Annotated in this window: 20 protein-coding genes; 12 read left to right on the top strand and 8 right to left on the bottom strand. The window is 37.7% G+C overall.

What is annotated here, in order from left to right; all coding sequences use genetic code 11:
* Positions 1-256 precede the first annotated feature (256 nt).
* The 4 genes from CTN01_RS08285 (at position 257) to CTN01_RS08300 (ending at position 4,513) form a co-directional block, all read left to right on the top strand.
* Positions 257-988 carry a response regulator gene (locus tag CTN01_RS08285; RefSeq protein WP_006644202.1) on the top strand — a complete coding sequence of 244 codons (732 nt, stop codon included), beginning with the start codon at positions 257-259 and terminating at the stop codon, positions 986-988.
* Positions 989-1,072: 84 nt separating this feature from the next.
* Positions 1,073-2,518 (top strand): ATP-binding protein, encoded by a 1,446-nt coding sequence (locus CTN01_RS08290; protein WP_045149939.1) that lies wholly within the window; start codon positions 1,073-1,075, stop codon positions 2,516-2,518.
* A gap of 25 nt (positions 2,519-2,543) precedes the next feature.
* Positions 2,544-3,815, top strand: a complete 1,272-nt coding sequence (locus CTN01_RS08295; RefSeq protein WP_052666706.1) for an ABC transporter substrate-binding protein — start codon at positions 2,544-2,546, stop codon at positions 3,813-3,815.
* A 38-nt stretch (positions 3,816-3,853) separates the two neighbouring features.
* Positions 3,854-4,513, top strand: a complete 660-nt coding sequence (locus CTN01_RS08300) for an alpha/beta hydrolase (RefSeq protein ID WP_045149938.1) — start codon at positions 3,854-3,856, stop codon at positions 4,511-4,513.
* A 98-nt stretch (positions 4,514-4,611) separates the two neighbouring features.
* On the opposite strand, the gene CTN01_RS08305 is transcribed toward CTN01_RS08300, so the two are convergent.
* Positions 4,612-5,988, bottom strand: a complete 1,377-nt coding sequence (locus tag CTN01_RS08305) for an MATE family efflux transporter (protein WP_045149937.1) — start codon at positions 5,986-5,988, stop codon at positions 4,612-4,614.
* A 118-nt stretch (positions 5,989-6,106) separates the two neighbouring features.
* Here CTN01_RS08305 and CTN01_RS08310 point away from each other — a divergent pair, with 118 nt between their 5' ends.
* The 7 genes from CTN01_RS08310 (at position 6,107) to CTN01_RS08340 (ending at position 12,983) form a co-directional block, all read left to right on the top strand.
* Positions 6,107-6,985 carry a LysR family transcriptional regulator gene (locus CTN01_RS08310; protein WP_045082470.1) on the top strand — a complete coding sequence of 293 codons (879 nt, stop codon included), beginning with the start codon at positions 6,107-6,109 and terminating at the stop codon, positions 6,983-6,985.
* 80 nt (positions 6,986-7,065) lie between these two features.
* Positions 7,066-8,976, top strand: a complete 1,911-nt coding sequence (locus CTN01_RS08315; protein WP_107342136.1) for an alkaline phosphatase D family protein — start codon at positions 7,066-7,068, stop codon at positions 8,974-8,976.
* A 228-nt stretch (positions 8,977-9,204) separates the two neighbouring features.
* Positions 9,205-9,543, top strand: a complete 339-nt coding sequence (locus CTN01_RS08320; RefSeq protein ID WP_045130214.1) for a hypothetical protein — start codon at positions 9,205-9,207, stop codon at positions 9,541-9,543.
* 652 nt (positions 9,544-10,195) lie between these two features.
* Positions 10,196-10,771 carry a hypothetical protein gene (locus CTN01_RS08325; RefSeq protein WP_045149936.1) on the top strand — a complete coding sequence of 192 codons (576 nt, stop codon included), beginning with the start codon at positions 10,196-10,198 and terminating at the stop codon, positions 10,769-10,771.
* 414 nt (positions 10,772-11,185) lie between these two features.
* Entirely contained in the window at positions 11,186-11,974 is a 789-nt protein-coding gene (locus CTN01_RS08330) for a hypothetical protein (protein ID WP_045149934.1), read from the top strand.
* 90 nt (positions 11,975-12,064) lie between these two features.
* Positions 12,065-12,436, top strand: a complete 372-nt coding sequence (locus CTN01_RS08335) for a hypothetical protein (protein WP_045149932.1) — start codon at positions 12,065-12,067, stop codon at positions 12,434-12,436.
* Positions 12,437-12,518: 82 nt separating this feature from the next.
* Positions 12,519-12,983, top strand: coding sequence for a copper resistance protein NlpE (locus tag CTN01_RS08340; RefSeq protein WP_005364248.1), 465 nt, complete (start codon positions 12,519-12,521; stop codon positions 12,981-12,983).
* 102 nt (positions 12,984-13,085) lie between these two features.
* Here CTN01_RS08340 and CTN01_RS08345 read toward each other — a convergent pair whose 3' ends face one another.
* Entirely contained in the window at positions 13,086-13,991 is a 906-nt protein-coding gene (locus tag CTN01_RS08345) for a LysR family transcriptional regulator (protein WP_005364250.1), read from the bottom strand.
* Positions 13,992-14,170: 179 nt separating this feature from the next.
* Here CTN01_RS08345 and CTN01_RS08350 point away from each other — a divergent pair, with 179 nt between their 5' ends.
* Positions 14,171-15,427, top strand: a complete 1,257-nt coding sequence (locus CTN01_RS08350) for an adenylosuccinate synthase (protein ID WP_005364252.1) — start codon at positions 14,171-14,173, stop codon at positions 15,425-15,427.
* Between the two features lie 73 nt (positions 15,428-15,500).
* Here CTN01_RS08350 and dtpA (CTN01_RS08355) read toward each other — a convergent pair whose 3' ends face one another.
* From dtpA (CTN01_RS08355) to CTN01_RS08380, 6 genes are all read right to left on the bottom strand, one after another.
* Positions 15,501-16,988: a dipeptide/tripeptide permease DtpA gene (gene dtpA / locus CTN01_RS08355; RefSeq protein ID WP_107342137.1), complete on the bottom strand. Its 1,488-nt coding sequence runs from the start codon at positions 16,986-16,988 to the stop codon at positions 15,501-15,503.
* Positions 16,989-17,688: 700 nt separating this feature from the next.
* Positions 17,689-17,892 (bottom strand): SemiSWEET transporter, encoded by a 204-nt coding sequence (locus CTN01_RS23010; protein ID WP_341844137.1) that lies wholly within the window; start codon positions 17,890-17,892, stop codon positions 17,689-17,691.
* Between the two features lie 181 nt (positions 17,893-18,073).
* Positions 18,074-19,552 carry a dipeptide/tripeptide permease DtpA gene (dtpA, locus tag CTN01_RS08365; RefSeq protein ID WP_045150638.1) on the bottom strand — a complete coding sequence of 493 codons (1,479 nt, stop codon included), beginning with the start codon at positions 19,550-19,552 and terminating at the stop codon, positions 18,074-18,076.
* Positions 19,553-20,166: 614 nt separating this feature from the next.
* Entirely contained in the window at positions 20,167-21,654 is a 1,488-nt protein-coding gene (dtpA, locus tag CTN01_RS08370; RefSeq protein ID WP_107342138.1) for a dipeptide/tripeptide permease DtpA, read from the bottom strand.
* Between the two features lie 508 nt (positions 21,655-22,162).
* Positions 22,163-22,576: an NUDIX hydrolase gene (locus tag CTN01_RS08375; RefSeq protein WP_045150244.1), complete on the bottom strand. Its 414-nt coding sequence runs from the start codon at positions 22,574-22,576 to the stop codon at positions 22,163-22,165.
* A gap of 22 nt (positions 22,577-22,598) precedes the next feature.
* Positions 22,599-23,294 (bottom strand): pseudouridine synthase, encoded by a 696-nt coding sequence (locus CTN01_RS08380; protein ID WP_045150243.1) that lies wholly within the window; start codon positions 23,292-23,294, stop codon positions 22,599-22,601.
* Positions 23,295-23,358: the final 64 nt, after the last annotated feature.

Here is a 23,358-nt window from a genome sequence, read left to right on the forward strand (position 1 = left end):
ACCATTGCTTGGCGATAAAAATATAACCAGTGTGTTATTGCTTTTATTAGTAATTACCACTGGTTTTTTCGTTGTAAGGTATTAAATATGTTAACAAGGTACCGATAATGCGTCATGGATAGCGCAAATTGCTGACATTTTTTTTAAATAGTGGTCAAATACACGAAATAGTAAATAGCCTATATTCGCTCTATTTCTTAATGTATTCGCTGATTAAGAGCGAGAAATAGTCTAATGTCGTATGGTGAGCAAATACATGAGTATCTCTAAACAAATCCTCGTCGTTGATGATGATAAAGAAATCCGTGAACTACTGGAAGAGTACTTAACCAAGAACGGTTTTGAAGTCCAAACTGCCGCGGAAGGCGAGGAAATGAAACGTTGCCTTGCTGGTGGATATCCAGATTTGATTCTACTCGATATCATGATGCCGGGAGATGATGGGTTTACCTTATGTCAGCATATTCGCAAAACGTCAGATGTCCCTATTATTATGCTGACGGCTGTTTCTGAAGAGATGGATCAAATCATAGGACTTGAGATTGGGGCCGACGATTATATCGCAAAACCCTTTAGTCCTAGACAGCTGTTAGCTCGTATTAAAGCGATATTACGTCGTAGCAAAGTGTCAGATAACCAGCACTCTAACCCTAGTGCAAAATTTATTAGTTTTTCTAATTGGCGTTTAGATACCACAGCACATCGTTTAGTGAATGTACTGAATAATGAAGCGTTCGAGCTAACAAGTGGTGATTATTCATTGTTGATGCTGTTTCTATCGAGACCAAATCAAATTTTAGATCGCGATACTATTTCATGTGCGACTCGTGGAAGAGATGCGCAACCGTCAGAGCGTGGTATTGATGTCGCTTTAAGTCGTTTACGTAACCGTTTAGGCGACAAAGGTCGTACTCAGCGTTTAATTAAAACCAGTCGTGGTAACGGTTATATATTTACTGCCGATGTTCGTTATGACGACCATGTGTAAAGTTAGCAACATTATAGATAAACAAGATGAAGTGTGGTGACAGCCACACTTTTTTATTATCTTGAGATAGGTAGATATTGAATTATGAAATGGAAATCATTGTGGCCTAAGTCATTGGTTTCACGTACTTTATGGTTAACTTTGTTGGCCGTCTTTCTTGCTCAAGTGATCGCAACTGGCATTTGGTACACCCAATCAAAAAAACGAGATTTAGAGGGGTTGCAATCAACATCTGCGAGCATGGCAACCATGTTTGCATCGACAGTGAATTTCTTCCAATCATTGCCGCTAGAATATCGCCATATTGTATTAGAGCAGTTGCGCAATATGGGTGGGACACGTTTTTTTGTGTCGTTTAATGATCAAGAAATCAATATTAAGCCAATAAAAAATACTGAACAAAAAGAAATGGCAGTGTCAGTTTTTAAAACGGTGTTACATGAAAAATTACCTACCCTTAGTAATATTCATGTTGAGTTTTCACGTCCAGAAACGCTGCATGTATTAAAAAATGATATTTTGCTGTCAGATCTACCGCGTTCTTGGGTACATAATACGTTAAGTTTAGAGCCGCTTAATCCCCCCATTTTAGTGGTGCAAATAGAGCTTGATAAAGATCAGTGGTTATATATTGCAGCGCTATTGCCTGCCCCTTATATGATGTTAAAAGATGAGATTATTACGCGTCAGCAAATTATATTTCTCACCTTTAGTACCGTTTTATTACTGCTGTTTACTTACATCATGGTTAGACGACAAACACGACCATTAAAACAATTGGCGGATGCTGCTAACGCGTTAAGTCTTGATATTTACCAGCCGCCATTAAAAGAGCAAGGTGCGAGTGAACTAGTGATGGCAACACAAGCATTTAATCGAATGCAGTTGCGTTTAAGAAAATATATTGAAGATCGTGAACAACTATTTTCCGCTATATCACATGATTTAAAAACGCCAATTACTCGCTTACGCTTACGTGCAGAATTAATCGATGATGATGAAAAAATAGATAAATTTAATCACGATCTAGATGAACTCGAAATCATGGTGAAAGGGGCGTTACAGTGTGTAAAGGATACCGATTTACATGAGAATTTAGTGACCATTGATGTTGAACAGTTACTAAATAGTATTGCTGAACATCATAACCACAAAGATACAAAAGTTCGTTTACCTCAGCATCCTATTTTGCCGATTATGGCAAAACCGTTAGCCTTAAAACGCTGTTTAAGTAACTTAATTGATAATGGGGTGAAATATGGACATAGCGTGACGCTAAATGTCATTGATAGCCCAGATAAGCTGATCATCACTATTAGTGATAAGGGGCAAGGGATCCCTGATGCGAAGCTAAAAACGGTATTTGAACCCTATGTTCGCTTAGCAACGGATAATACGGGACATGGGCTTGGGATGGGGATTTCGCGTAATATAGTACGAGCTCACGGTGGTCAGTTAACGATCAAAAACAGCATTAAAGGTGGATTGTTAGTGATTGTTGTACTCCCTAGGTTATTAAAAAATGCTTAATGTTATTGTCGGATCTAAGGTGAAAATGAATATCAAGCTATGGAGTCTCTACGCCTTATTACTGCTTGTTTGTCAGCCAACTTTTGCTGTAGGGACTGTTGAAGTGCTGCATTGGTGGACATCAAAAGGCGAATCTAAAGCGGTTCAAGTTTTAAAAGATAAAATGGAAGCGAAAGGGCATCACTGGAAAGATTTCGCCATTGCTGGTGGTGGTGGTCAAAGTGCGATGACAGTGTTAAAAATGCGCGCAATATCGGGGAATCCACCTACAGCGGCACAGTTAAAAGGACAAGACATTCAAGAGTGGGGACGCTTAGGTTTTCTGACATCACTTAATAAGGTTGCAGAACAAGAGCACTGGGATAACGTACTGTTGCCTGAAGTGGAACAAATCGTTAATGATCTTCAATTGATAAAATATGACGGTCATTATGTGGCGGTACCTGTAACATTACATCGGGTCAATTGGTTATGGATCAATCCACATATCTTTAAACTTGCAGGCGCAAAAGTACCCACAACCTTAGCTGAATTTTATGTGGCGGCTGACAAAATCAAAGCGGCAGGTTATATCCCATTAGCTCACGGTGGGGAGTCTTGGCAAGATGCGACTTTGTTCGAAGCGGTGGCGCTAAGCGTACTGGGTGCAAAAGATTACGCGAAAGCGTTTGTTGATTTAGATTTAACCGAGCTTAGTAGCGATAAAATGGTTGAGGTTTTTCGTCAGTTCAAAAAGATGCGGCAGTATATAGATCCAAATGCCAAAGGGCGTCGTTGGAACCAAGCAACCGAAATGCTGATGCATGATCAGGCCGCAATGCAAATAATGGGAGATTGGGCAAAAGGTGAGTTTACTAGCGAGCACAAAGTCGCAGGTAAAGATTATTTATGTGTGCCTGTACCGGGAACCCAAGGTATGTTCTCTTATAATCTTGATACTATTACTTTTTTCAAATTAAAAAGTAATGAAGAAGATAAAAGAGCGCAACAAGATTTAGCGCAAATACTCTTAACTAAGCCATTTCAACGAGAATTTAGTTTAGATAAAGGCTCGATTCCGATCCGTAAGGATGTATCGTTAAAGGGATTTGACTCTTGTTCATTAGCCTCAATGAAAGCATTTAAGTTTGCAGCAAAAAACAATGCGCTTGTCCCCAGTTTTTCACATAATTTAGCTACATCCAGTGATGTTCAAAGTGCAATCATTGATGTTGTAAGTCGTTTCTTTGATGATCCAAGCGCGGATCCAAAAATGGCAGCTGTTCGCTTATCTCGCGCAGTAAAATCAGCAATGTAATAAGACGTATGTATTTGGAAAAGAATAAGGATAGGAAAATGGATTATTTAGCGAGTGTTGAAATAGAACCCAATGTCCCCGCGACAGCCAGTGTTATTTGGTTACATGGTTTAGGCTCAAATGGCCATGATTTTGAGGCATTGTTACCGCATTTACAGTTAGAAGAAACATCGCCAATACGTTTTATATTTCCTCATTCACCGACGTTGAATGTCACCATTAATGGTAATGCCTTAATGCCTGCATGGTATGACATCATTTCATTAGATACATCTCGTAAAATTAATGAAGCACAACTGATGGAATCTGCTCAAAAGGTAATAGATCTTGTCGAGCGTGAAATTAGTCGTGGCATTCCTTCTGAACGTATTGTTCTTGCGGGATTTTCACAAGGTGGTGCGGTAGTTTATCAAGCAGGATTAAGCTACTCCAAGCCATTAGCGGGAATATTAGCACTATCAACCTATTTCCCAACCGCAGAGATTATCCAATATAGCGATGTGAATCGTAATATGCCGATAGAAATTATGCATGGCTCTTATGATCCCGTTGTTATTCCTAAATTAGGTGAAATGGCACGAGATGATGTCATTAAAGCGGGATTTAAACCGCACTGGCGTACATACCCAATGGAGCATCAGGTTTGCATGCCTCAAATTGAAGATATTTCAGCATGGATAAAACAAACACTATCTTAAATCTAACCTTAAATGGGTTTAAAAATTTGTAGTTAAAAATAAAACGCATCAGAGCGGTTATCGATCTGATGCGTTTTTTATTGGCGATTACTTACTAATTAATCGATTAAGGGATCTTGATTATCAAGTGAATTGAGTGGCTTACAACGCTTATTGATATCACGCCAAACAATAACCGCAACAATACAGCTCAATACCATAGTAGATACTGGCATGGTTAGCCATACACCGACAACGCCAAGTAATTTCGGTAAGAAATACAAAAACGGCAGTTGTATTAGCATGTTACTAATTGAAATTACCAATGCTTTTGACGCTTGATTCACCGACATAAAGTACATTGTAGCCAAGACAATAAAGCCATCTAAAAACATTGCAAATAGGTGTAAACGAATACCTTGGGTTGCCTCTAACGTCAGTGCGCTGTTGCTGCTATTAAACAAACTGATCAAGGTTGATGGGAAGCTCGTCAGTAACAAGAACCAAGCGATACCAGCAATCACCGTCGTTTTCATTGCTAAAATTAATGTTTGTCGTATATGTTGAGGTTGTTTCGCCCCGTAATAGTAACTCACTGGTGGTTGTAAACCTTCACCAATACCTTCTGCTACCAAGTAGTACATTGTCATCATGTAGCCGACAATAGCAAAAGCGCCAACGGTTAATTCTGTGCCATATATAATGAATTGATAATTGTGTAATGCGACAACAAAACTACCATAGAGGTACATGATCAGTGCTGATGAGCCTAGCACCATGATCTTTTTACTTTCTGACAATGAAAAATCAGGCAGTGAAATTTTTAGCTTTAAAGTTGAGTATTGAGAGCAAAAATAGATTAAGCCACCAACACAGCTAATACCTTGTGCGATCAACGTTGCAATTGCGGCACCTTTTAATTCCCAACCCATTAACCCCAAAAACACATAATCAAGAAGAATATTGGTCAGTGCGCCTATTACTAATAACGTTGTTGCGATTTTCGGGCTGTCATCATTTCGGATCAACATTGGCATTGCGCCTGCTAAGACAGTAATAAAGGCAGCATTACCAAAAGTAGAAACATAGTCTAAAGCAAGGTGCTTAATGTTTTGTTGGGCACCTTGAAGTTGTAAAAAATAGTCGCCAAAAAATGTAAACGCAGTAAATGAAAGGCAGCTAATAATAAAAGTTAGGATCAAACCTGTATTAAAAGCGCGCTGAGCATTAATCTGATTTTGCTCACCGCGGGCGATTGAAATTAGCGTCCCGCTACCAATACCAATCATCAAGCCTAAACCTGATAATACGAATGTTATCGGCCATGCCATATTAATTGCGGCTAAGCCTTGGTAGCCAACGTAGTGGCCAACAAAGATCCCATCTACAATTTGATAGAGTCCATTAACCATCATTGCCGCAATAGAAGGGATGGTATAACGCCAAAAATTTTTAGATATATTGCTCGACGACGGCATAGGTTCATTACTGTGCATAAATATTCTCATAAAATGGTCGACCCACGACTATTCAGTTGGTGGGAATCGCTGTATTATCTCCGAATATTAGATTGCTCAAAGATATTATATATCTGATTATCGGATGGATTGATTTATGGATTGGACATTAGATCAACTCAATGCTTTTGTTATTTCAGTACAACAAGGCTCTTTTTCGGCAGCCGCTCGGCGGTTAGGAAAAGCACAGTCACGGATCAGTACTGCAATTAGTAACCTAGAAGCAGATTTAGGGTTTGAATTATTCGATCGAAGTGCAAGGTTACCGATCCTGACCCCCGAAGGTCAGCAAATGTATGAAGAAGCAAAGGTCGTATTAGCTCAATGTGAACGGTTACAATCTCGGGCATTGACGTTAACGCAAGGTGAAGAAGTAACCCTGACCATAGCAATGGATGAAGCATCACCATTAACCGCTTTTGAAGATTTCTTTCAACGCGTCTCTGAGACATTTCCATTATTGAAATTAACCATTATTAATGGCTCGAAAGATGATATAGCGACCCGCGTAGATGAAAAAATGGCAGATATCGGTATTTTATTTTTCAGTAAAACCTTGCCTAGTAGTTTAGAATTTACACCTATTTGTGAATTTAACTCATCACTGATTGTGGGTAAAAATCATCCATTAGCGCAAATTTCAGCGCCCACAGTGCAGCAGTTAAGCCAGCACCGTCAGCTATTAATTTGCGATCGAAGTGGACGCCACCACAGTGAAGCGTTATCAGCTAATTATTGGCAAATTGACAGCTACTATTCAATCACCTCCTTTGTGTTGAGAAATATGGGATGGGCATTTGTGCCTGATCATGTTTTTACGTATGACTTTTTCTCCGAAGGTGTTGTAAAACTGTCGATGGAAAATATTCCCGCTTCGCAATGGATTGAAATGGGCGTTGTTAAACGCCGTGATCGAGCGACAGGACCCGTTATAAAATGGATTCAGCAAGAACTAAAGAAAATGTTTACTCAATAGGTTAAGTCTGATTATCTATTGTTGTTTTGATGGTATCGCAGTGAGTGACACTGAATTATTACGCGCGAGTTGAGAAGTAAATGTCTAAAGAAGCACCAGCATCATCCTTACCACTTATTATTGCCGGTCCTATTTTACGTAAAGCGACAGCAACGCAATTAGTACTATGGTTTGTGACCACGGAACGATTGAATGCTACTTTTTACTTATATCAACAAGGTGATGATATCCCGTGCTATCAAGCCACTATTGCAGATGAACATCAAATTCAAATCGGTAAAAATGCTTGGGTTGTACTCGCACAGTTTGAGGGTGAATTTGCAGTTAATACTCCACTTGCTTATCAACTTGACACCCAGCAAGGGCTTTTAACCGATTTAATACCGTCACTGACCTACGATAATGAATCCATGATTAGCATTGTGATCAACACTAAAGCCGATTATGTGTTACATGGCTCTTGTCGTAACCCTCATTATCCAAGTAAAGACAGCTTAGTGATTGCAGATAGAAAAGTAGCTGAGCAACCTATTCTTGAACGCCCAAGTCTATTAATGATGAGTGGTGATCAAATTTACGCTGATCATGTTGCAGGCCCAACACTTGATGCTATTGAGCAAGTAATCCAACTGCTAGGCCTACCTACTGAAACGTTCGAACAGTCTAGCATTGCAGATACAGATGCCTTGTATCATAGTCCTTATCATTTATATGGACGAGATAAATTATTACCGACGTATATTGATACTCAAACGTGGTTAGGTAAATTATTGCCTGATCGTGTTGTGCCTATTTTTAGCTCGCGAGAATGTGAAAATCATCTGATCAGTTTTAGTGAATTTTTTGCGATGTATTTACTGGTATGGTCACCAACATTATGGGAATGGGTTGATCGTGAGCGTTTCGAGAAACAGAAATTCACCTGTGGTGGGGTACAAATTGCGCCTAAATGGCAGCAACAGTGGCACGAAGAAAGCCATATTATGGATGATTTCGTTCAAGGCCTGCCGCAAGTTCAACGTTTGTTTGCACATATTCCGACGTATATGATTTTCGATGATCATGATGTGACGGATGACTATATGCTTAATCGTCGCTGGGAAACCGCAGCGTTTAATAACTTATTTTCGCGTCGAATTATTGGTAATGCACTTATAAGCTACTGGCTATGTCAGGCTTGGGGCAATGCTCCCGAGAAATTTGAACAGCCTTTCCTTGATGACGCCAAGCGATACTTTGCTGAGCCCTGTAATCAAACACAAGATGCATTTATCGCGCGGTTAAATCAGTTTGAGCAATGGCACTATACCATTTCAACCACACCTAAAATGGTAGTATTAGATACGCGTACTCGACGTTGGCGTTCAGAATCGAATGATAACCGTCCATCAGGGTTAATGGATTGGGAAGCCATGATTGAGTTTCAGCAGGAATTACTCCATGAACCAGCGGTGATTATTGTTTCTGCTGCACCAATGTTCGGTGTAAAGTTTATTGAAACATTGCAACGAATGATGACATGGATAGGGCAACCATTACTCGTTGATGCAGAAAACTGGATGGCGCATCCGGGCTCTGCCAATACATTACTGAGTATTTTTACCCATACCAAAACACCGACCCAATTTATTATTTTATCTGGCGATGTCCATTATTCTTTTGCTTATGACATCACACTTCGTAACCATAAAGGTAAATTCCATATTTATCAGATCACTTGTAGTGGTTTAAAAAATGAATTCCCAAATCGCTTATTACGCTTTTGTGATGCAATGGATAGAGCACTATATAGTCCTCATTCTCCGTTAAACTGGTTTACCAAGCGTAAGAAATTGCTGATTGAAAAGCGTGATCCTGACATTGTAGGTGCACATCGATTGGTGAATCGAAGTGCAATAGGAGAGTTATATCTTGCATCAGATGGCACGCCGAAAGTGATAGAAATCTTAACTGCTGAAGGTGAAACTATCCATTTCCCAGTAAAAAAGTAAGGGTTATGTCAAACTGTGTTAACTTGGTGTAATTATTTTTTATCCTAGTTATAACAATGGGTTAAAGTAATGATGCTGATAGCTTTTGAGTGTTTTTTTCATTTATTTTCATTTTTTATAAGATCCTATACATAAAATAGCTTAATTTGAGGGCTCTAAAGTGCTAAATTATAGGGCATTGCTCAAAGTGAGTTTGCTATAGGATTAGGTATTTTGAGAAAACGATTGATGAGTCAGTTATACAATGAAAAGGTATTTGTTGCCTTTTTATTTTTATCTTTTACAGGTTTGGCTGGGGCTCTTTTTTTCGTTGGTGAAAAGACTTATGACATTGATTCTGTTGCAGGCGAAGTAACAGAAACGTTCTCAAAGTTTGAAACAGGAGAGCGAGAATTAGTTTTAAAAGTTATACCAGAAGACAGTGAAAAAGCAGTGAGTGTTCCTATCAAGTCGAGTGTTTTTTGTCCGGTAGGTTCTGATGTTATACTGTTTAAAAAAGAATGTAAGTTATTTGGACCTACAGAATATGAACTTATTTCATGTGGCTGTGATATTAATACTTATTAATATAAAATAAAGTAATAAATATTTATTTACATTAAAAAATTAACCTCTATTTTCCTATCAATAATACAATTTAGTTTTCCTTAGTGGTCCTTCACTTATTCAGGGTTTATAGTTAGATAGTTTTAAGTTTATCTATTAGCCTTTTGTTATAAGTCTCTATTAGATGTTTTTTATTCTGATTTTCTAGCAAGGACGATAAAAAGTCGTTAGCAAAATATTTAAAATATAGCGCTGAATACCCTTATCCACGCCACACATGGGCGTTTTTTATGCCTGTCGATAAAACATGGAACAGTAATAAATTATCTAACCACGAAGCGCACAGCCTCCCAAGGAATCTGTTACTGTGAGGTAAACACCACTATTCCTTCCCTCCCGCGCGCTGCATTTTAAAAAATATTTCAGTTTAATGATCTGTCGTTATTGCTAACCACGTGATTTTGTTGGTTGCTGTGTGTTTTTCGTGGCGTTTTTTATCAATTTAATGATCTCGTTAATGAATAACCACGGCAAGACAAAACCAGTAACGGCAAGGCTTGCAGCGGTATTTGGTTAAAAGAATAAACTGAAACGAAACAAGTAGTTGCGAGGTGTTGGTAGTAACGATATAAAGTGATAGATTTTTACTTTTATTAACCAAATTTGGGGCTTTATGGACAGTATTACTTTGATAACCAGTTTTGGAACTTTCCTATTGGGAGCCGCAAGTGCAGGTTTTATCTCATATATAACGTCAAGAAATAAAGAGGCTGGAAAAATTGATGCAATAGATGAGAAGTTAGAAAAAGTTGTAAGTCAGCAAAAATCACTAACAATCGTTACAGAAAAAATAAAATCTGATGTGGATATAAAAAATTGGATAAGTAAAGAAAATAGAATATTACGAAGAGAAAAAATAGAGCTTTTATATTCAAAGTTAGAAGAATTATATTTTCATAGAGGAGTCTATATATTTGAAAGAGAACAGGAAAATGCATTTCTTTTTCATAGGTTGGTTACTGATATAAAAGTAATAATTGAGTTATATTTTAATCATGACAATGAATTTGATTCAGATTTGGATGAATTTTTTAAAATTTATGAAGAAACAGTTGAAATAGCCTCAATAACTTGTGAGGAAGAAAAAGAAAAAGCAGCAATTTTATTTATGGAAAGATATAAAATACCACATTTAATTTTAATAAAGAAAATTCAAGGTTTAATGAGGGATGAACTGGAAGAATCATAGGTCATTAGTGATAATTATCATAAATACCTCATGTGCGCTAAAAGAGAAATTATTATTTGTTTTGGGTTTGAAATATAAAATTTAGTATTAATTGTAATAATTATTATGAATAATATTTTTATGCTGAATCAGCAATAACACTGAAAAATGATGTTGCCGCATGTTTTTTGTCGCCATTTTTAATGGTTGCTTTTTTAAGTTATTGTATTTATGTGTTTTTTATTTGATCTGTAATAATGTTACGTTATTTTCCATTTTTTATATTTTCCATCTTGAATTTAAAGAGATTTAATACCTAAAAGTAATAAATTGACCTATTATTGACTTGGAAATGACGTCGTTAAGACATAGGTTTATCTGGTAGATAGATACTGTCAGGGTCATATTAAAACAGTATTCGTTACAGGGGTTTGTATGAAAAAAACAATTATCGCGATGGCTATCGCAGGTTTATTTTTAGTTGGTTGTGATCAGGCAAAACAAGATACAGCTACAGATAGTACATCTGCTGCCCAACATTCAACCGTTGAAATGAAAGACAAAGTGACGGAACAATCTAGTACGGCGTTAGATGCAACTAAAGATACGGTGTCCGATGCTGCTGATGTAGTCAAAGATAAAACCAATAAAATGGTTGATAAAGCGTCTGAATTAAGTGATTCAGCGGTTCAAAAAGCGTCGGAGATGACAGACTCTGTAAAAGAGAAGACTGCTGATGTGGTTGATAAGTCAAAGCAAGCTGTTGATAATTCAGTTGATTCTATGAAAGAGAAAGCAAATGAATTGAAAGATTCTTTAACAAATTCATCAGCTGATGAAAAGACTTCTGCGGCAGTTGCAGAAATGAATAGTTCAGTATCAGAAGTAAAAGATACTGTTGCTGATGATTCAAAAGCGTTAATGGATGCGACAAAAGAAAAAGCAACTGAAGCGTCTGATGCAGTCAATAGCGCTAAAGGTGCCGCAGATCATTCAATGGATGAAATGAAACATTCAGCAACGGAAATGAAAGATGCTGCTATGGATAAAACAGCAGAGGCAGAAGATAACGTAAAAAGTGCCGCAAATGATGCAATGAAATCTGTCGATGACTCAGCTGAAGCTGCGCAAGACAAAGCCGCTGAAATGACCGATTCTGCCGTTGATAAAACAGAAAATGCTGCTGGTGATATAGAGAATAAAGCATCCGATTTATTAAATTAAACGCGCTAAAATTTCGAATTTTATAGCAAGATACCGTGAAACTCTTAGTTGTGAGTTTCAAGGTATCTTGTTTCTTCTAAGGAGATTAAGATGAAAAAAACACTATTAGTTGCTGCAATTCTTGGTTTAGCACTTGTTGGCTGTGACCAAAGCACAGATAAAACTGCGACAGATATGCAAAACAAGGCATCAGATACCGCAACACAAGTAATTGATTCAACCAAAGAAGCTGCCACTGATGCTGTTGATTCAACCAAAGCAGTTGCCAATGATGCTGTTGATTCAACTAAAGCAGCTGCCAATGACGCTGTTGATGCCACAAAGCAAGCGGCTGACGATACAGCAAAAGCGGCGAATGATGTTGCAGATAAAGCAGTTGATGCCACAAAAGAGATGGCTGATGATGCAGGTAAAGCTGCGGACAATATGAAAGACGCAGTTAAGGATGCAACTGCTGAGTAATTGATAACATAGTTTATTATGGTGTTCTGTTTTATGACGTGTACATATCCATAATATTTTGTGTTATTTCAAGGAGATTAAGATGAAAAAAACGCTTTTAGCTACAGCCCTTCTTGGTTTAGTGCTTGTGGGTTGTGATCAAGCTTCAGATAAAACCTCATCAACATCATCTGCGGCGAATGATCAAGTTACAGAATTATCACAGGCTGCTGATAATGCGAAGAACTCACTTGATTGGATGGGTGAGTATACAGGTATTGAGCCTTGTGCTGATTGTTCTGGGATTGAAACAAGCTTAACGCTAAAAGACGATGGCTCTTACATTTTAGATCAAACCTATCAAGGTAAAGAAACCAAACCTTTAACCACAGAAGGTAAGTTTGACTGGAATGATAAAGGCGATACGATCACCTTGAATTTAGGTGGTGGTCAAACAGCGCAGTATTTCGTGGGTGAACAACGTATCTTCCATCTAGATAAAGATGGTAAACGTGTCCAAGGTGATCTTGCTGATGCGTATACATTAAAAAAACAAGATCACAAATAACCCATTATGCTGGGAACACTTTGCTGTTAGCATATATATTAAGCCCTGATCACAGGGCTTAATTATATCTATTACTAGGATAGGCGATGCAGATAGCTAGCATTACTGAGAGCGTTGGATTTCATCATCTACCCAGCGTAAGAGTTGCTTAATGGCTCGTGAAAGCACTTGGTTTTGACGCACGATATAGCCCAAGCTGGTTGTCGGGAAATCAGGCAGTGGTGTTATTTGTGTTTGTAAGTGTGGTTTTGAATGTAAAGAAAAACTCGGTACTATCGCGACACCAAATCCTGCTTCTGCCCAATCAATCTGCGCATCTACACTGCCTACTTCCATCACATGGTACTTCTTTAAATTTAATAAAGGTAATGCCATATCAATTAATTCACGGGTTCGGGTATCGTGACCGAGCAAAATCAAGGTGGGTTCTTCTGCTGCGAGAGGTTCGACTGGAATGATCTGCGAAGGGTTAGCCGACAGTGCTTGCCAGCGTGATAAGCCATTACCTAATGCGCACCACTTCACTTGTCTTAATTCAGTAAAATGCAGTGGTTGACTCTCTTTCTGTGCAATAACGAATCCCAGATCCGCTTTCGCGCTTTTGACTAACTCGGTTGCTTGAGATGAAGTGGTATTAAAAAGAGACAGATCAATCCCCGGATATTCTTTCTTGAAAGACTGAAAAGGGCTAATTAATAACAAACGAGAAATAATATCACTGGCTGCTATGGTTAAAGTACCGCGATTAAGCTCATTAATAGCATTCAGATCGGCCTGACAGATTTGCAGTTCCATTAAAGTATTTTCTGCACTTTGTAACAGACGTTCACCGGCTTGAGTCAAACGAAAAGGGTTACGCTCAATTAACTTAACCCGTGTGGTTTGTTCTAATTGCTTGAGATGAAGGCTTACATTAGGTTGCGTCATATGTAGCGCAGCTGCAGTTTTACCAAAGTGTTGGTGCTTTGCCAAAGCGACAAAGGTATTGAGCCAGTGGATATCAATCATATTCGCAATGATTCCCTAAGCAGTAGATGATACTAATCATCATACATAACATATTGAGTAGATAAGATTAACCATACTCCAGATATGATATTCTTATCAAGTTAATAACGATTATTAATTATTCTTATTAATTGGATGAGCATAGGATAGTCGTCATTGCTTTTGAGGAGATTCAAATTATGTCGTCTATTGTTGTTGTTGGTGCTAACTGGGGTGATGAAGGTAAAGGTCGTATTGTTGATTATTTAGCAGACCAAGCTTCAGCAAGTATCCGTTTCCAAGGTGGTAATAACGCAGGTCACACTGTTGTTAACGATTTTGGTACGTTCAAATTGCACCAATTACCTAGCGGCGTATTTAATCCTGATTGTATTGCTGTGTTAGGCCCTGGCATGGTGATCAGCCCTGAAAAACTATCTTTAGAAATCGAAGAAGTGGCAACATCAGGGGTTGAAGTTAAACTTTGTATCTCAGATCGCGCAACACTATGCCTACCGCTTCACGCACTGGAAGATACCTTAGAAGAACAACGTCTAGGTGATGGTGCTTACGGTTCAACACGTCAAGGTATCGCACCTGCATACGGCGACCGTGTAATGAAAAAAGGTATTCTTGTTGGTTGGTTAAAACAACCTGCAGTGTTACGTGAGCGCATTCAATTCATGATGGATTGGAAACTTCCTCAACTTAAAGCGCTATACCCATCATTTGAATTCACGCAAACAGCGGAAGAAATGACAGAGTGGCTATTAGAGGTTTCTCAGCCTTGGCGTGATAGCATTTGTAACGTAACAGAGCCACTTAAAGCACTACAAAAAGAAGATAAAACGTTGTTGTTTGAAGCACAACTAGGTGCGGGTCGTGACTTAGTTTACGGTGAATACCCATGGACAACATCTTCTAACGTAACAGCAGCTTATGCTGGTATCGGTAGTGGTTTACCTGCTCTTCATCCTGAGCGTGTTATTGCAGTAGCAAAAGCATTCAGCTCTTCAGTAGGTACCGGTACGTTGATCACTGCAATGGAAGATCAAGACCAATTCCGTGAAGATGCAAAAGAATTCGGTGCAACAACCGGTCGCCCACGTGATATGGGTTACTTCGATGCAGTAGCGACTCGTAACGGTGTTGAACTACAAGCAGCAACTGAAATTGCACTAACTAAGATCGACTGCCTAACGGGTATGAAAGATCTGAAAATCTGTGTTGCTTACAACGGTGAGCATACTGAAAACCCAATTTGGCCTCAAACGGCATCACTAACGGCTGTATATGAGCAAATGACTGGTTGGGAAGAAGACATTACTGGTTGTCGTACATTTGAATCGCTACCTAAAGGTGCACAAGAGTACGTACTTCGCATTGAAGAGCTAATGGGCGTGCCAGTTAAAATGGTTTCTGTTGGTCCTGAGCGTGATCAAATGATCCTTCGCTAATATGCTTTAAAAGTAAAAAATAAAAACAGCGGGCGTGTTAATCATTAACACGCCCGCTGTTGTATTTGTTATTTTAAGCCGTAGCTGTTGCTGTTACTTTTTCTGTTGTATCTTTCGCATAAATAATACGCGTTAATTTAGGCGCAATAAGTAATGTGATCAATGCTATTGCGGCGGTACCAAAACCAATTTCATTAAACACTTTGCTGTAAATAATGAGTGTTTGGTGTGGGTCATCAATATTACTCGGTACTGCTGTTAATGATGCTACCCAGCCACCGATAACAGCCGCTGTTGCTGAGGTTAAGAACCACATACCCATAGCAAAGCCCATCATACGTTGTGGCACAAGCTGTGCCACCATAGCTAAACCAAGACCTGATACCAGCAATTCACCTAGAGACTGGAATAGGTAAGAGGCGACTAACCAACCTGAATTAATAATGCTTTGGCTGTTGGCAAACTTAGCACCTACAGGAAGGATTAAGAAAGCAAGACTACATAACACCATACCGAATGCGAATTTGAAAGGCATTGAAAAGCGTTCGCCTAACTTGTTGTAAAGAATAGCAAGGAGTGGGCTTGCAAGCATGATCCACATTGGGTTAAGTGCTTGGAATTGCTCTGGAGCAACGGATACTCCGAATATGCTATGTTCAACATTATGAATGGCAAAGAAGTTCAATGATGTCGGCATCTGGAAGTAAAGTACGAAGAACACAACACCTTGTAGCATAAGTATAAAAGCGACAAGCATTTTTGCTCGTTCGTTGCCTGATGTTGAAAAAGCTTCTTTAAAATACAACGAAACAATAGCAATACCTGCAACGACTAGAATGGCATGTGCGTAAAACAGGTGCTGTAGTAAGAATGAACTCACAAAGCTTAAAGCGAGCGTACCAATAACAACACATAAAAGGTAAAAGCTATTAATAGGCTTCATATCTGCTGGAGAACCAACATCCTGAACGGTTTTTTTGCTTACAATAAAGTTTGCAATGGTAATGATTAACCCGATAGCACTTACTGAAAACGCAAAGTCATAACCAAATTTGTCAGCAATCCATGGTGTTAAAAGCATTGAGAAAAATGAGCCTAAATTTACCGCCATGTAATACATGGTGAAAGCACCATCTAAGCGAGGGTCATTTTCACCGTATACTTTCGCCAATAAACTTGAAGGGTTAGCTTTAAATAAGCCATTACCCATAGCAATGAACCCCATCGCGATATAAATCATTGATGGACTGCCGTTACCATGACTCGCTGAAAGGCCAAGCAATACATAACCTATTGTCAGGACGATTGCACCAAGCGTAATTGTACGTTTGGTCCCTAAAACTTTATCACCAACCCAGCCGCCAAGTGCTACTGAACCATATATCAATGCTGTAAAAGCACCAAATAATGTAAATGAAGCAGACTCAGGCATATTAAGAATTTTGACCATATAAACAGTCAAAATTGCATTCATTCCATAAAAGCCAAAGCGCTCCCAAAATTCGATGGAAAATATCAAATAGAAGGGTTTCGGTTGTTTAAATATATTAACGTCAGACATTACATTCCCTTAGTTTGTATTGTTATTTTATTGTTTATTTGTTGTGATAAGGTTGCATTCTTAACGAAACTACTATTTTGAATAGTTATCATCAATTAGGTAAATATAAGTTATTATTTTTGGTTGGTTGCAGTTAATCGCCACCTACTTTTGTTTTGGGTTATAAAAACAATAGGTTATCTTTATTTTGGGTGGCTTTTTTATTTTGAAATACAATCACGAAAAAAAATTATAAATATCTATTGACTGAAAAATATTAATTTTACGATATTTAATCGATTGCGTATTACTTAAAAATTCAGCCAAAATGAATAAATATAAAACTTTGTTTTATATTGGGAGCGAGAGGAAAAGAAGGATAAGTGATAAGTTAAATATAGGTTAATTATAGGTTAAAATAATGGTGGGCTGATTTACTAATTAATGATTGCGATTAGCTAATATAAAGATATTTGTTTATTGCAACAAAGTTTGAATCGTTAGCAGTAATGGTACAAGAATATATTCTTCGCATTGAAGAGCCAATGGGCGTGTTAATTAGTTAAACAAGCGTTTTTCGTTATACCAATGAAAAGAAGGTAATATATTTCTTTCATTTTTATGAATAGCTAAAAGGTGATACCAGCCTTCATCACTATGCCTACTATCATGACAAAGTAAGCAAGAAACCCTAAAAAATTACCTATCCAAATTGTCGGGTTTATTTATGGTAGAGACCATAAATAAACCAGAGCAAAGAAATAAGTGCATACATAGACCACGTGGTTAACAATAGGCCATGGGCGTGATTGGGATGGGATATAAAAAGCTTATATAACTGAGGCATTGTTGCGATTGGGATTACTAACCCCATAAACAACATGAGCGGCTCAAGTTTCTTCCCTAGACTCTCCAATAGCGACATATGAATTCAACTCCAAAACAACGAATATTTTGATGAATAACATATTTAAAAGTTGGAATAGCATATAAAAATATACCCAAGTCACTTAAAACTACAGGGCTGTCGTATTATTAAAACCTGTTGTTTAAAGTTTCTTGGGTATATTGTTTTAACTTTAGTTAAAAGAAAACGTTAGAAAATATTATGCTGTAACGGTTTCTTTTGTTGTCTCTTTAGCGTAGATCACGCGTGTTAGTTTAGGCGCAATAATCAGAGTAAGTAGAGCAATAGCGGCAGTAACATAGCCAATTACCCCAAATACATGGCTATAAATGGCCAATGTTTGTTGTGGATCCACAATATTGCTTGAATCTGTTGTTAGTGTTGCTACCCAGCCAGCAAGAACTGCTGCCGTTGCTGATGTTAAGAACCACATACCCATTGCAAATCCCATCATACGTTGAGGAACAAGCTGAGCTACCATCGCTAATCCAAGACCAGATACCAGTAGTTCACCAATAGATTGGAAGAAGTAAGACAACACCAACCAGTTAGAGCTGATAACACTTTGACTATTGGCAAAATGCGCACCAAAAGTCAGTATCAAGAAAGAAAGGCTACAGAGCACCATGCCGAGTGCAAACTTAAACGGCATAGAGAAACGATCACCAAACTTATTATAAATAATGGCAAGGATAGGGCTAGCAATCATGATCCACAGTGGATTCAACGCTTGAAATTGTTCTGGCGCAACACTAATACCAAACAGATCATGAGAGATATTATGGATAGCAAAGAAATTAAGCGAGGTTGGCATTTGGAAATATAGTACGAAGAAAACAATGCCCTGTAACATTAATAAAAATGCCACCAACATTTTAGCGCGTTCAATATCAGATGTTTGTAATGCTTCTTTAAAATACAACACGACAATAGTGACCCCAACTACCACTAAAATAGCGTGTGCATAGAATAAATGTTGTAGCAAAATAGCGCTAACGAAGCTCAGAATAATAGCACCTACTACTACACTGATATAATGCATAACATTAACAGGTTTCATATCTGGTTTTGAACCAACATGTTTCACGGTAGAGTGACTGATTATAAAGTTCACAATCGTGATCACCAAACCAATAGCACTAACGGAGAATGCAAAGTCATAACCAAATTTTTCTGCAATCCAAGGTGTTAATAACATTGAGAAAAAAGAGCCTAAGTTAATCGCCATGTAATACAGGGTGAACGCACCGTCTAATCGGGGATCATTCTCTCCATACACTTTAGCTAATAAGCTCGATGGGTTTGCTTTAAATAAACCATTACCCATAGTAATAAAGCCCATTGCCATGTAAATCAGCATCGGACTGCTATTATCATGGCTTGCAGAAAGTCCAAGTAAAACATAACCTGCAGTAAGGATTATGGCACCAAGCGTAATTGTGCGCTTAGTTCCTAATATTTTATCACCTACCCAACCGCCAATTGCGACAGATCCATACACTAGTGCAGAAAAGGCACCAAATAAAGTAAATGATGCAGATTCCGACATACCAAGAATTTTAACCATATACACAGTTAAAATTGATTGCATGCCATAAAAGCCAAAGCGTTCCCAAAATTCAATTGAAAATATTAAATAGAAAGGTTTTGGTTGTTTAAATATATTCACTTCGGACATTGCGTTCCCTTAAATATTATAATTATTTTATTTTCTGTATTTTCTGTATTTTCTGTATTTTCTGTATTTTCTGTATTTTCTGTATTTTTAGCTATTTAGTGTTAGAAAAAGACACCTTTTTGGAAAAACTACTAGCATTATTTGGTATCAGCAATTGCTTAAATATAAGTAATTAATTTTGACTAGTTACCATTAATTGCTTTATGGGTTTATATTTAATCTAATCAATGTCTTATGTTTTATTGGTTCTTTATTTATTGTGAAAATACAATAAATAAAAAAGTTATAAATATTTAATGATTGATAGATATAAGAAAATAAATTGTGAAAAATAATAGCATGGTGATAGCGATTAGCTAATAGTGGATAAGAATCACCTAGGGTATTTACTTATATTTTCGAATATAAAGTTACTTGTTTTTTAACAAAGCTTGGTGAGCGACTAGTAGGTGTACAAGAATATATTCCTCGCATTGAAGAGCTAATGGACGCACCAGTTAACATGGCTTTTTAGAATCATAGCGGGACCAAGTGTTTATTGTTAATGTGCGTTAAAAGTTAAAAATACAATAGCGACGTGTTAATCATTAACACGCCGCTATTAAATTTTTACTTTAAGCCAAAGCTGTCTCTGTTACTTTTTCTGTTGTGTTTTTCGCATAAATAATACGAGTTAATGCCGGCGCAATAAGTAGTGTAATCAATGCTATTGCGGCGGTACCTACACCAATTTCATTAAACACTTTACTGTAAATGATGAGTGTTTGATGTGGATCGACAATATTACTCGGTACTGCTGTTAATGACGCTACCCAGCCAGCAATAACAGCCGCTGTTGCTGACGTTAAAAACCACATCCCCATAGTAAAGCCCATCATACGTTGTGGTACAAGCTTCGCCACCATGGCTAAACCAAGACCTGATATCAATAATTCACCAAGAGACTGGAATAGATAAGAGAGTACTAACCAACCAGAATTAATAATACTTTGGGTATTGGCAAACTTAGCACCTATTGGAAGAATTAAGAAAGCGAAACTACATAGCACCATACCGACTGCAAATTTGAAGGGCATTGAAAAGCGTTCGCCTAACTTGTTGTAAAGAATAGCAAGGAGTGGGCTTGTAAGCATGATCCACATTGGGTCTAGTGCTTGGAATTGCTCTGGAGCAACGGATACTCCGAATATGTTATCTTCAACATTGTGAAGTGCGAAAAAGTTCAGTGATGTCGGCATCTGGAAGTAAAGTACATAGAACACAACACCCTGCAGCATAAGTACAAATGCCACTAGCATTTTTGCTCGTTCGTTACCTGATGTTGACAAAGCTTCTTTAAAATACAACGAAACAATAGCAATACCAGTAACGACTAGAATGGCATGTGCGTAAAACAGATGCTGTAGTAAGAATGAACTCACAAAACTCAAAGCGAGCGTACCAATAACAACAGATAAAAGGTAAAAGCGATTAACAGGCTTCATATCTGCTGGAGAACCAACATTCTTAACTATTTTCTTACTCACAATAAAATTAGCAACGGTAATGATTAAGCCGATAGCACTTACTGAAAACGCAAAGCCATAACCGAATTTGTTAGCAATCCATGGTGTTAAAATCATTGAAAAGACCGCACCTAGGTTCATTGCCATGTAATACATGGTGAAAGCACCATCTAAGCGAGGGTCATTATCACCGTATACTTTCGACAGTAAGCTTGAAGGGTTGGCTTTAAATAAGCCATTACCCATAGCAATGAACCCCATCGCGATATAAATCATAGATGGACTACCGTTACCATGGCTAGCTGAAAGACCAAGTAACACATAACCTATCGTCAGGACGATTGCACCAAGTGTAATTGTGCGTTTAGTCCCTAGAATTTTATCGCCAACCCAACCGCCAATCGACACAGAAGCATACATTAATGCTGTAAAGGCACCATATAATGTAAATGAAGCAGACTCTGGCATATTAAGAATTTTGACCATATAAACAGTCAAAATTGCATTCATTCCATAAAAGCCAAAGCGCTCCCAAAATTCGATGGATAATACTAAATAGAAGGGTTTCGGTTGTTTAAATATATTTACTTCAGACATAACACTCCCAATGTTTGAATTATTTATGATTTTTGTATTTTTGCTGTGATAGGTTTGTATTCTTAACGAAACTACTATTTTGAATGGTTATCATCAATTAGGTAAATGTAAGTTTTTAATTTTGTCTAGTTGCAATTATTTGATTTTTGTTTTTCTTGTTAAAACAATACTTTACTTTGACACTTTTTGTGTCGTTAAAAAACAATAAGAAAAAAGAGTTTTAAATATCAAGTGACTACAAAATTTCAGGAGAGAAAATAGCAAGAAATATTAATTTTATAACGTATGATTTGTTGCATATTGATTAAAAAGCTAACGAAATGAGTAAATATACAAACCTTTTATATTAGCAGCCATGAATAAAGGAGGGGAGATAACAATTTTGAATATAGATTTAAAATAATAGCATAGTGATTTACTCTTCAATGATGGCGATTAGTTAATATAACAGTGATTGTTTATTTCAACATTTTAGAAAGATGCCGACTGAGCGACATCTATTTTTTTGTTAGACAAGTTTGCCTGTAATCAGTGACGTTTTTTCTAGCCACTTTAATACGGATAATGCTGCGGTAGAGCACAGGCTTTCATCATTACTATCAATGAATTTCTGCTCTTCGATTTCAGCGGCAGGGATGAGATCCCCTGAGTAATCAGAAAAGTAACACGTTAGTTTTACTGAGATACCTTCCGCCTTACCATCGGCCTGAGCCGTAAATGTTTTCATGTACTTAATACTACTTGGTATAAGATCAACGGATACCTCTTCTTTGATTTCACGAGTTAGTGCTTCAATGTCACTTTCACCAGCTTCACGTTTACCGCCAGGAAGGTAAAACAGTGCTTTGCCTTGAGATCTTACTACTAAAAATTTGCCGTCTTTAATTAAAACCCAAGCAAGCTTATCAATTACTTTATTCATTTATTTACTCTGTATTTTTTGATTAATTAGCTTTTATAAAAGAGGCGACTTCGTCTTTGGTTAGGTAACGCCATTGCCCGACTTCAAGATCAAGCCTCACCTCGCCAATCGCTTCGCGGTGAAGAGACACTACACGATTACCAACGGCGGCAAACATGCGCTTAACCTGATGAAACTTGCCTTCAGTAATCGTTAGTAATACTTCTTTCGCTGAAATAACTGTTAATAAGGCTGGTGCGGTTAGCTTTTGTTCGCCTTGTAATTTTATTCCCGCTTTAAATTTTTCGGCCACGTCTGCCGCAATCTCTCGAGATAAACTAACTCGATAAACTTTACTGCATTTTTGATTCGGTGATGTGATGTTAAATGACCAACGTCCATTATCAGTGATCAGTACCATTCCTGTGGTATCCGCATCTAGACGTCCTACAATATGTAATTCAGCGATATTTTCAATATCAAGATAGTTAAATAAAGAAGGGTAAACTTCATCAATATTTGAGCAGATAGTTCCCGCTGGTTTATGCATTAGGATATAGCGAAACTCACGCGCAATAAGCCTTTTGCCATCCATGATAACGGTATTACTCTCATGCACTTGTGTTGCTTCTTTGAAAATTACTGCATCGTTGACGCTAATATCACCATCGTGTATTCGCTCAATGGCCTCTGCTTTAGTGAGTTGGGTACTTTTACAAATAAATTTATCAAGGCGCATAACACTGAATACGAGTAAGGAAACAAGCGCGTTATTATCCGTTATCACTCATATTTAGCAATCA

The organism is Photobacterium angustum, from assembly GCF_003026365.1.
Classification (GTDB): Bacteria; Pseudomonadota; Gammaproteobacteria; order Enterobacterales; family Vibrionaceae; genus Photobacterium; species Photobacterium angustum.

Bases quoted from the DNA above. Each gene is read 5' to 3' on its own strand.
- CTN01_RS08300 (WP_045149938.1), top strand. From the start codon at position 3,854: ATGGATTATTTAGCGAGTGTTGAAATAGAACCCAATGTCCCCGCGACA.
- dtpA (WP_107342138.1), bottom strand. From the start codon at position 21,654: ATGTCTGAAGTAAATATATTTAAACAACCGAAACCCTTCTATTTAGTA.
- CTN01_RS08310 (WP_045082470.1), top strand. From the start codon at position 6,107: ATGGATTGGACATTAGATCAACTCAATGCTTTTGTTATTTCAGTACAA.
- CTN01_RS08295 (WP_052666706.1), top strand. From the start codon at position 2,544: ATGAATATCAAGCTATGGAGTCTCTACGCCTTATTACTGCTTGTTTGT.
- CTN01_RS08335 (WP_045149932.1), top strand. From the start codon at position 12,065: ATGAAAAAAACACTATTAGTTGCTGCAATTCTTGGTTTAGCACTTGTT.
- dtpA (WP_107342137.1), bottom strand. From the start codon at position 16,988: ATGTCTGACGTTAATATATTTAAACAACCGAAACCCTTCTATTTGATA.
- CTN01_RS08345 (WP_005364250.1), bottom strand. From the start codon at position 13,991: ATGATTGATATCCACTGGCTCAATACCTTTGTCGCTTTGGCAAAGCAC.
- CTN01_RS23010 (WP_341844137.1), bottom strand. From the start codon at position 17,892: ATGTCGCTATTGGAGAGTCTAGGGAAGAAACTTGAGCCGCTCATGTTG.
- CTN01_RS08285 (WP_006644202.1), top strand. From the start codon at position 257: ATGAGTATCTCTAAACAAATCCTCGTCGTTGATGATGATAAAGAAATC.
- CTN01_RS08325 (WP_045149936.1), top strand. From the start codon at position 10,196: ATGGACAGTATTACTTTGATAACCAGTTTTGGAACTTTCCTATTGGGA.
- CTN01_RS08330 (WP_045149934.1), top strand. From the start codon at position 11,186: ATGAAAAAAACAATTATCGCGATGGCTATCGCAGGTTTATTTTTAGTT.
- CTN01_RS08340 (WP_005364248.1), top strand. From the start codon at position 12,519: ATGAAAAAAACGCTTTTAGCTACAGCCCTTCTTGGTTTAGTGCTTGTG.
- CTN01_RS08305 (WP_045149937.1), bottom strand. From the start codon at position 5,988: ATGCACAGTAATGAACCTATGCCGTCGTCGAGCAATATATCTAAAAAT.
- CTN01_RS08290 (WP_045149939.1), top strand. From the start codon at position 1,073: ATGAAATGGAAATCATTGTGGCCTAAGTCATTGGTTTCACGTACTTTA.
- CTN01_RS08320 (WP_045130214.1), top strand. From the start codon at position 9,205: ATGAGTCAGTTATACAATGAAAAGGTATTTGTTGCCTTTTTATTTTTA.
- CTN01_RS08350 (WP_005364252.1), top strand. From the start codon at position 14,171: ATGTCGTCTATTGTTGTTGTTGGTGCTAACTGGGGTGATGAAGGTAAA.
- dtpA (WP_045150638.1), bottom strand. From the start codon at position 19,552: ATGTCCGAAGTGAATATATTTAAACAACCAAAACCTTTCTATTTAATA.
- CTN01_RS08315 (WP_107342136.1), top strand. From the start codon at position 7,066: ATGTCTAAAGAAGCACCAGCATCATCCTTACCACTTATTATTGCCGGT.
- CTN01_RS08380 (WP_045150243.1), bottom strand. From the start codon at position 23,294: ATGCGCCTTGATAAATTTATTTGTAAAAGTACCCAACTCACTAAAGCA.
- CTN01_RS08375 (WP_045150244.1), bottom strand. From the start codon at position 22,576: ATGAATAAAGTAATTGATAAGCTTGCTTGGGTTTTAATTAAAGACGGC.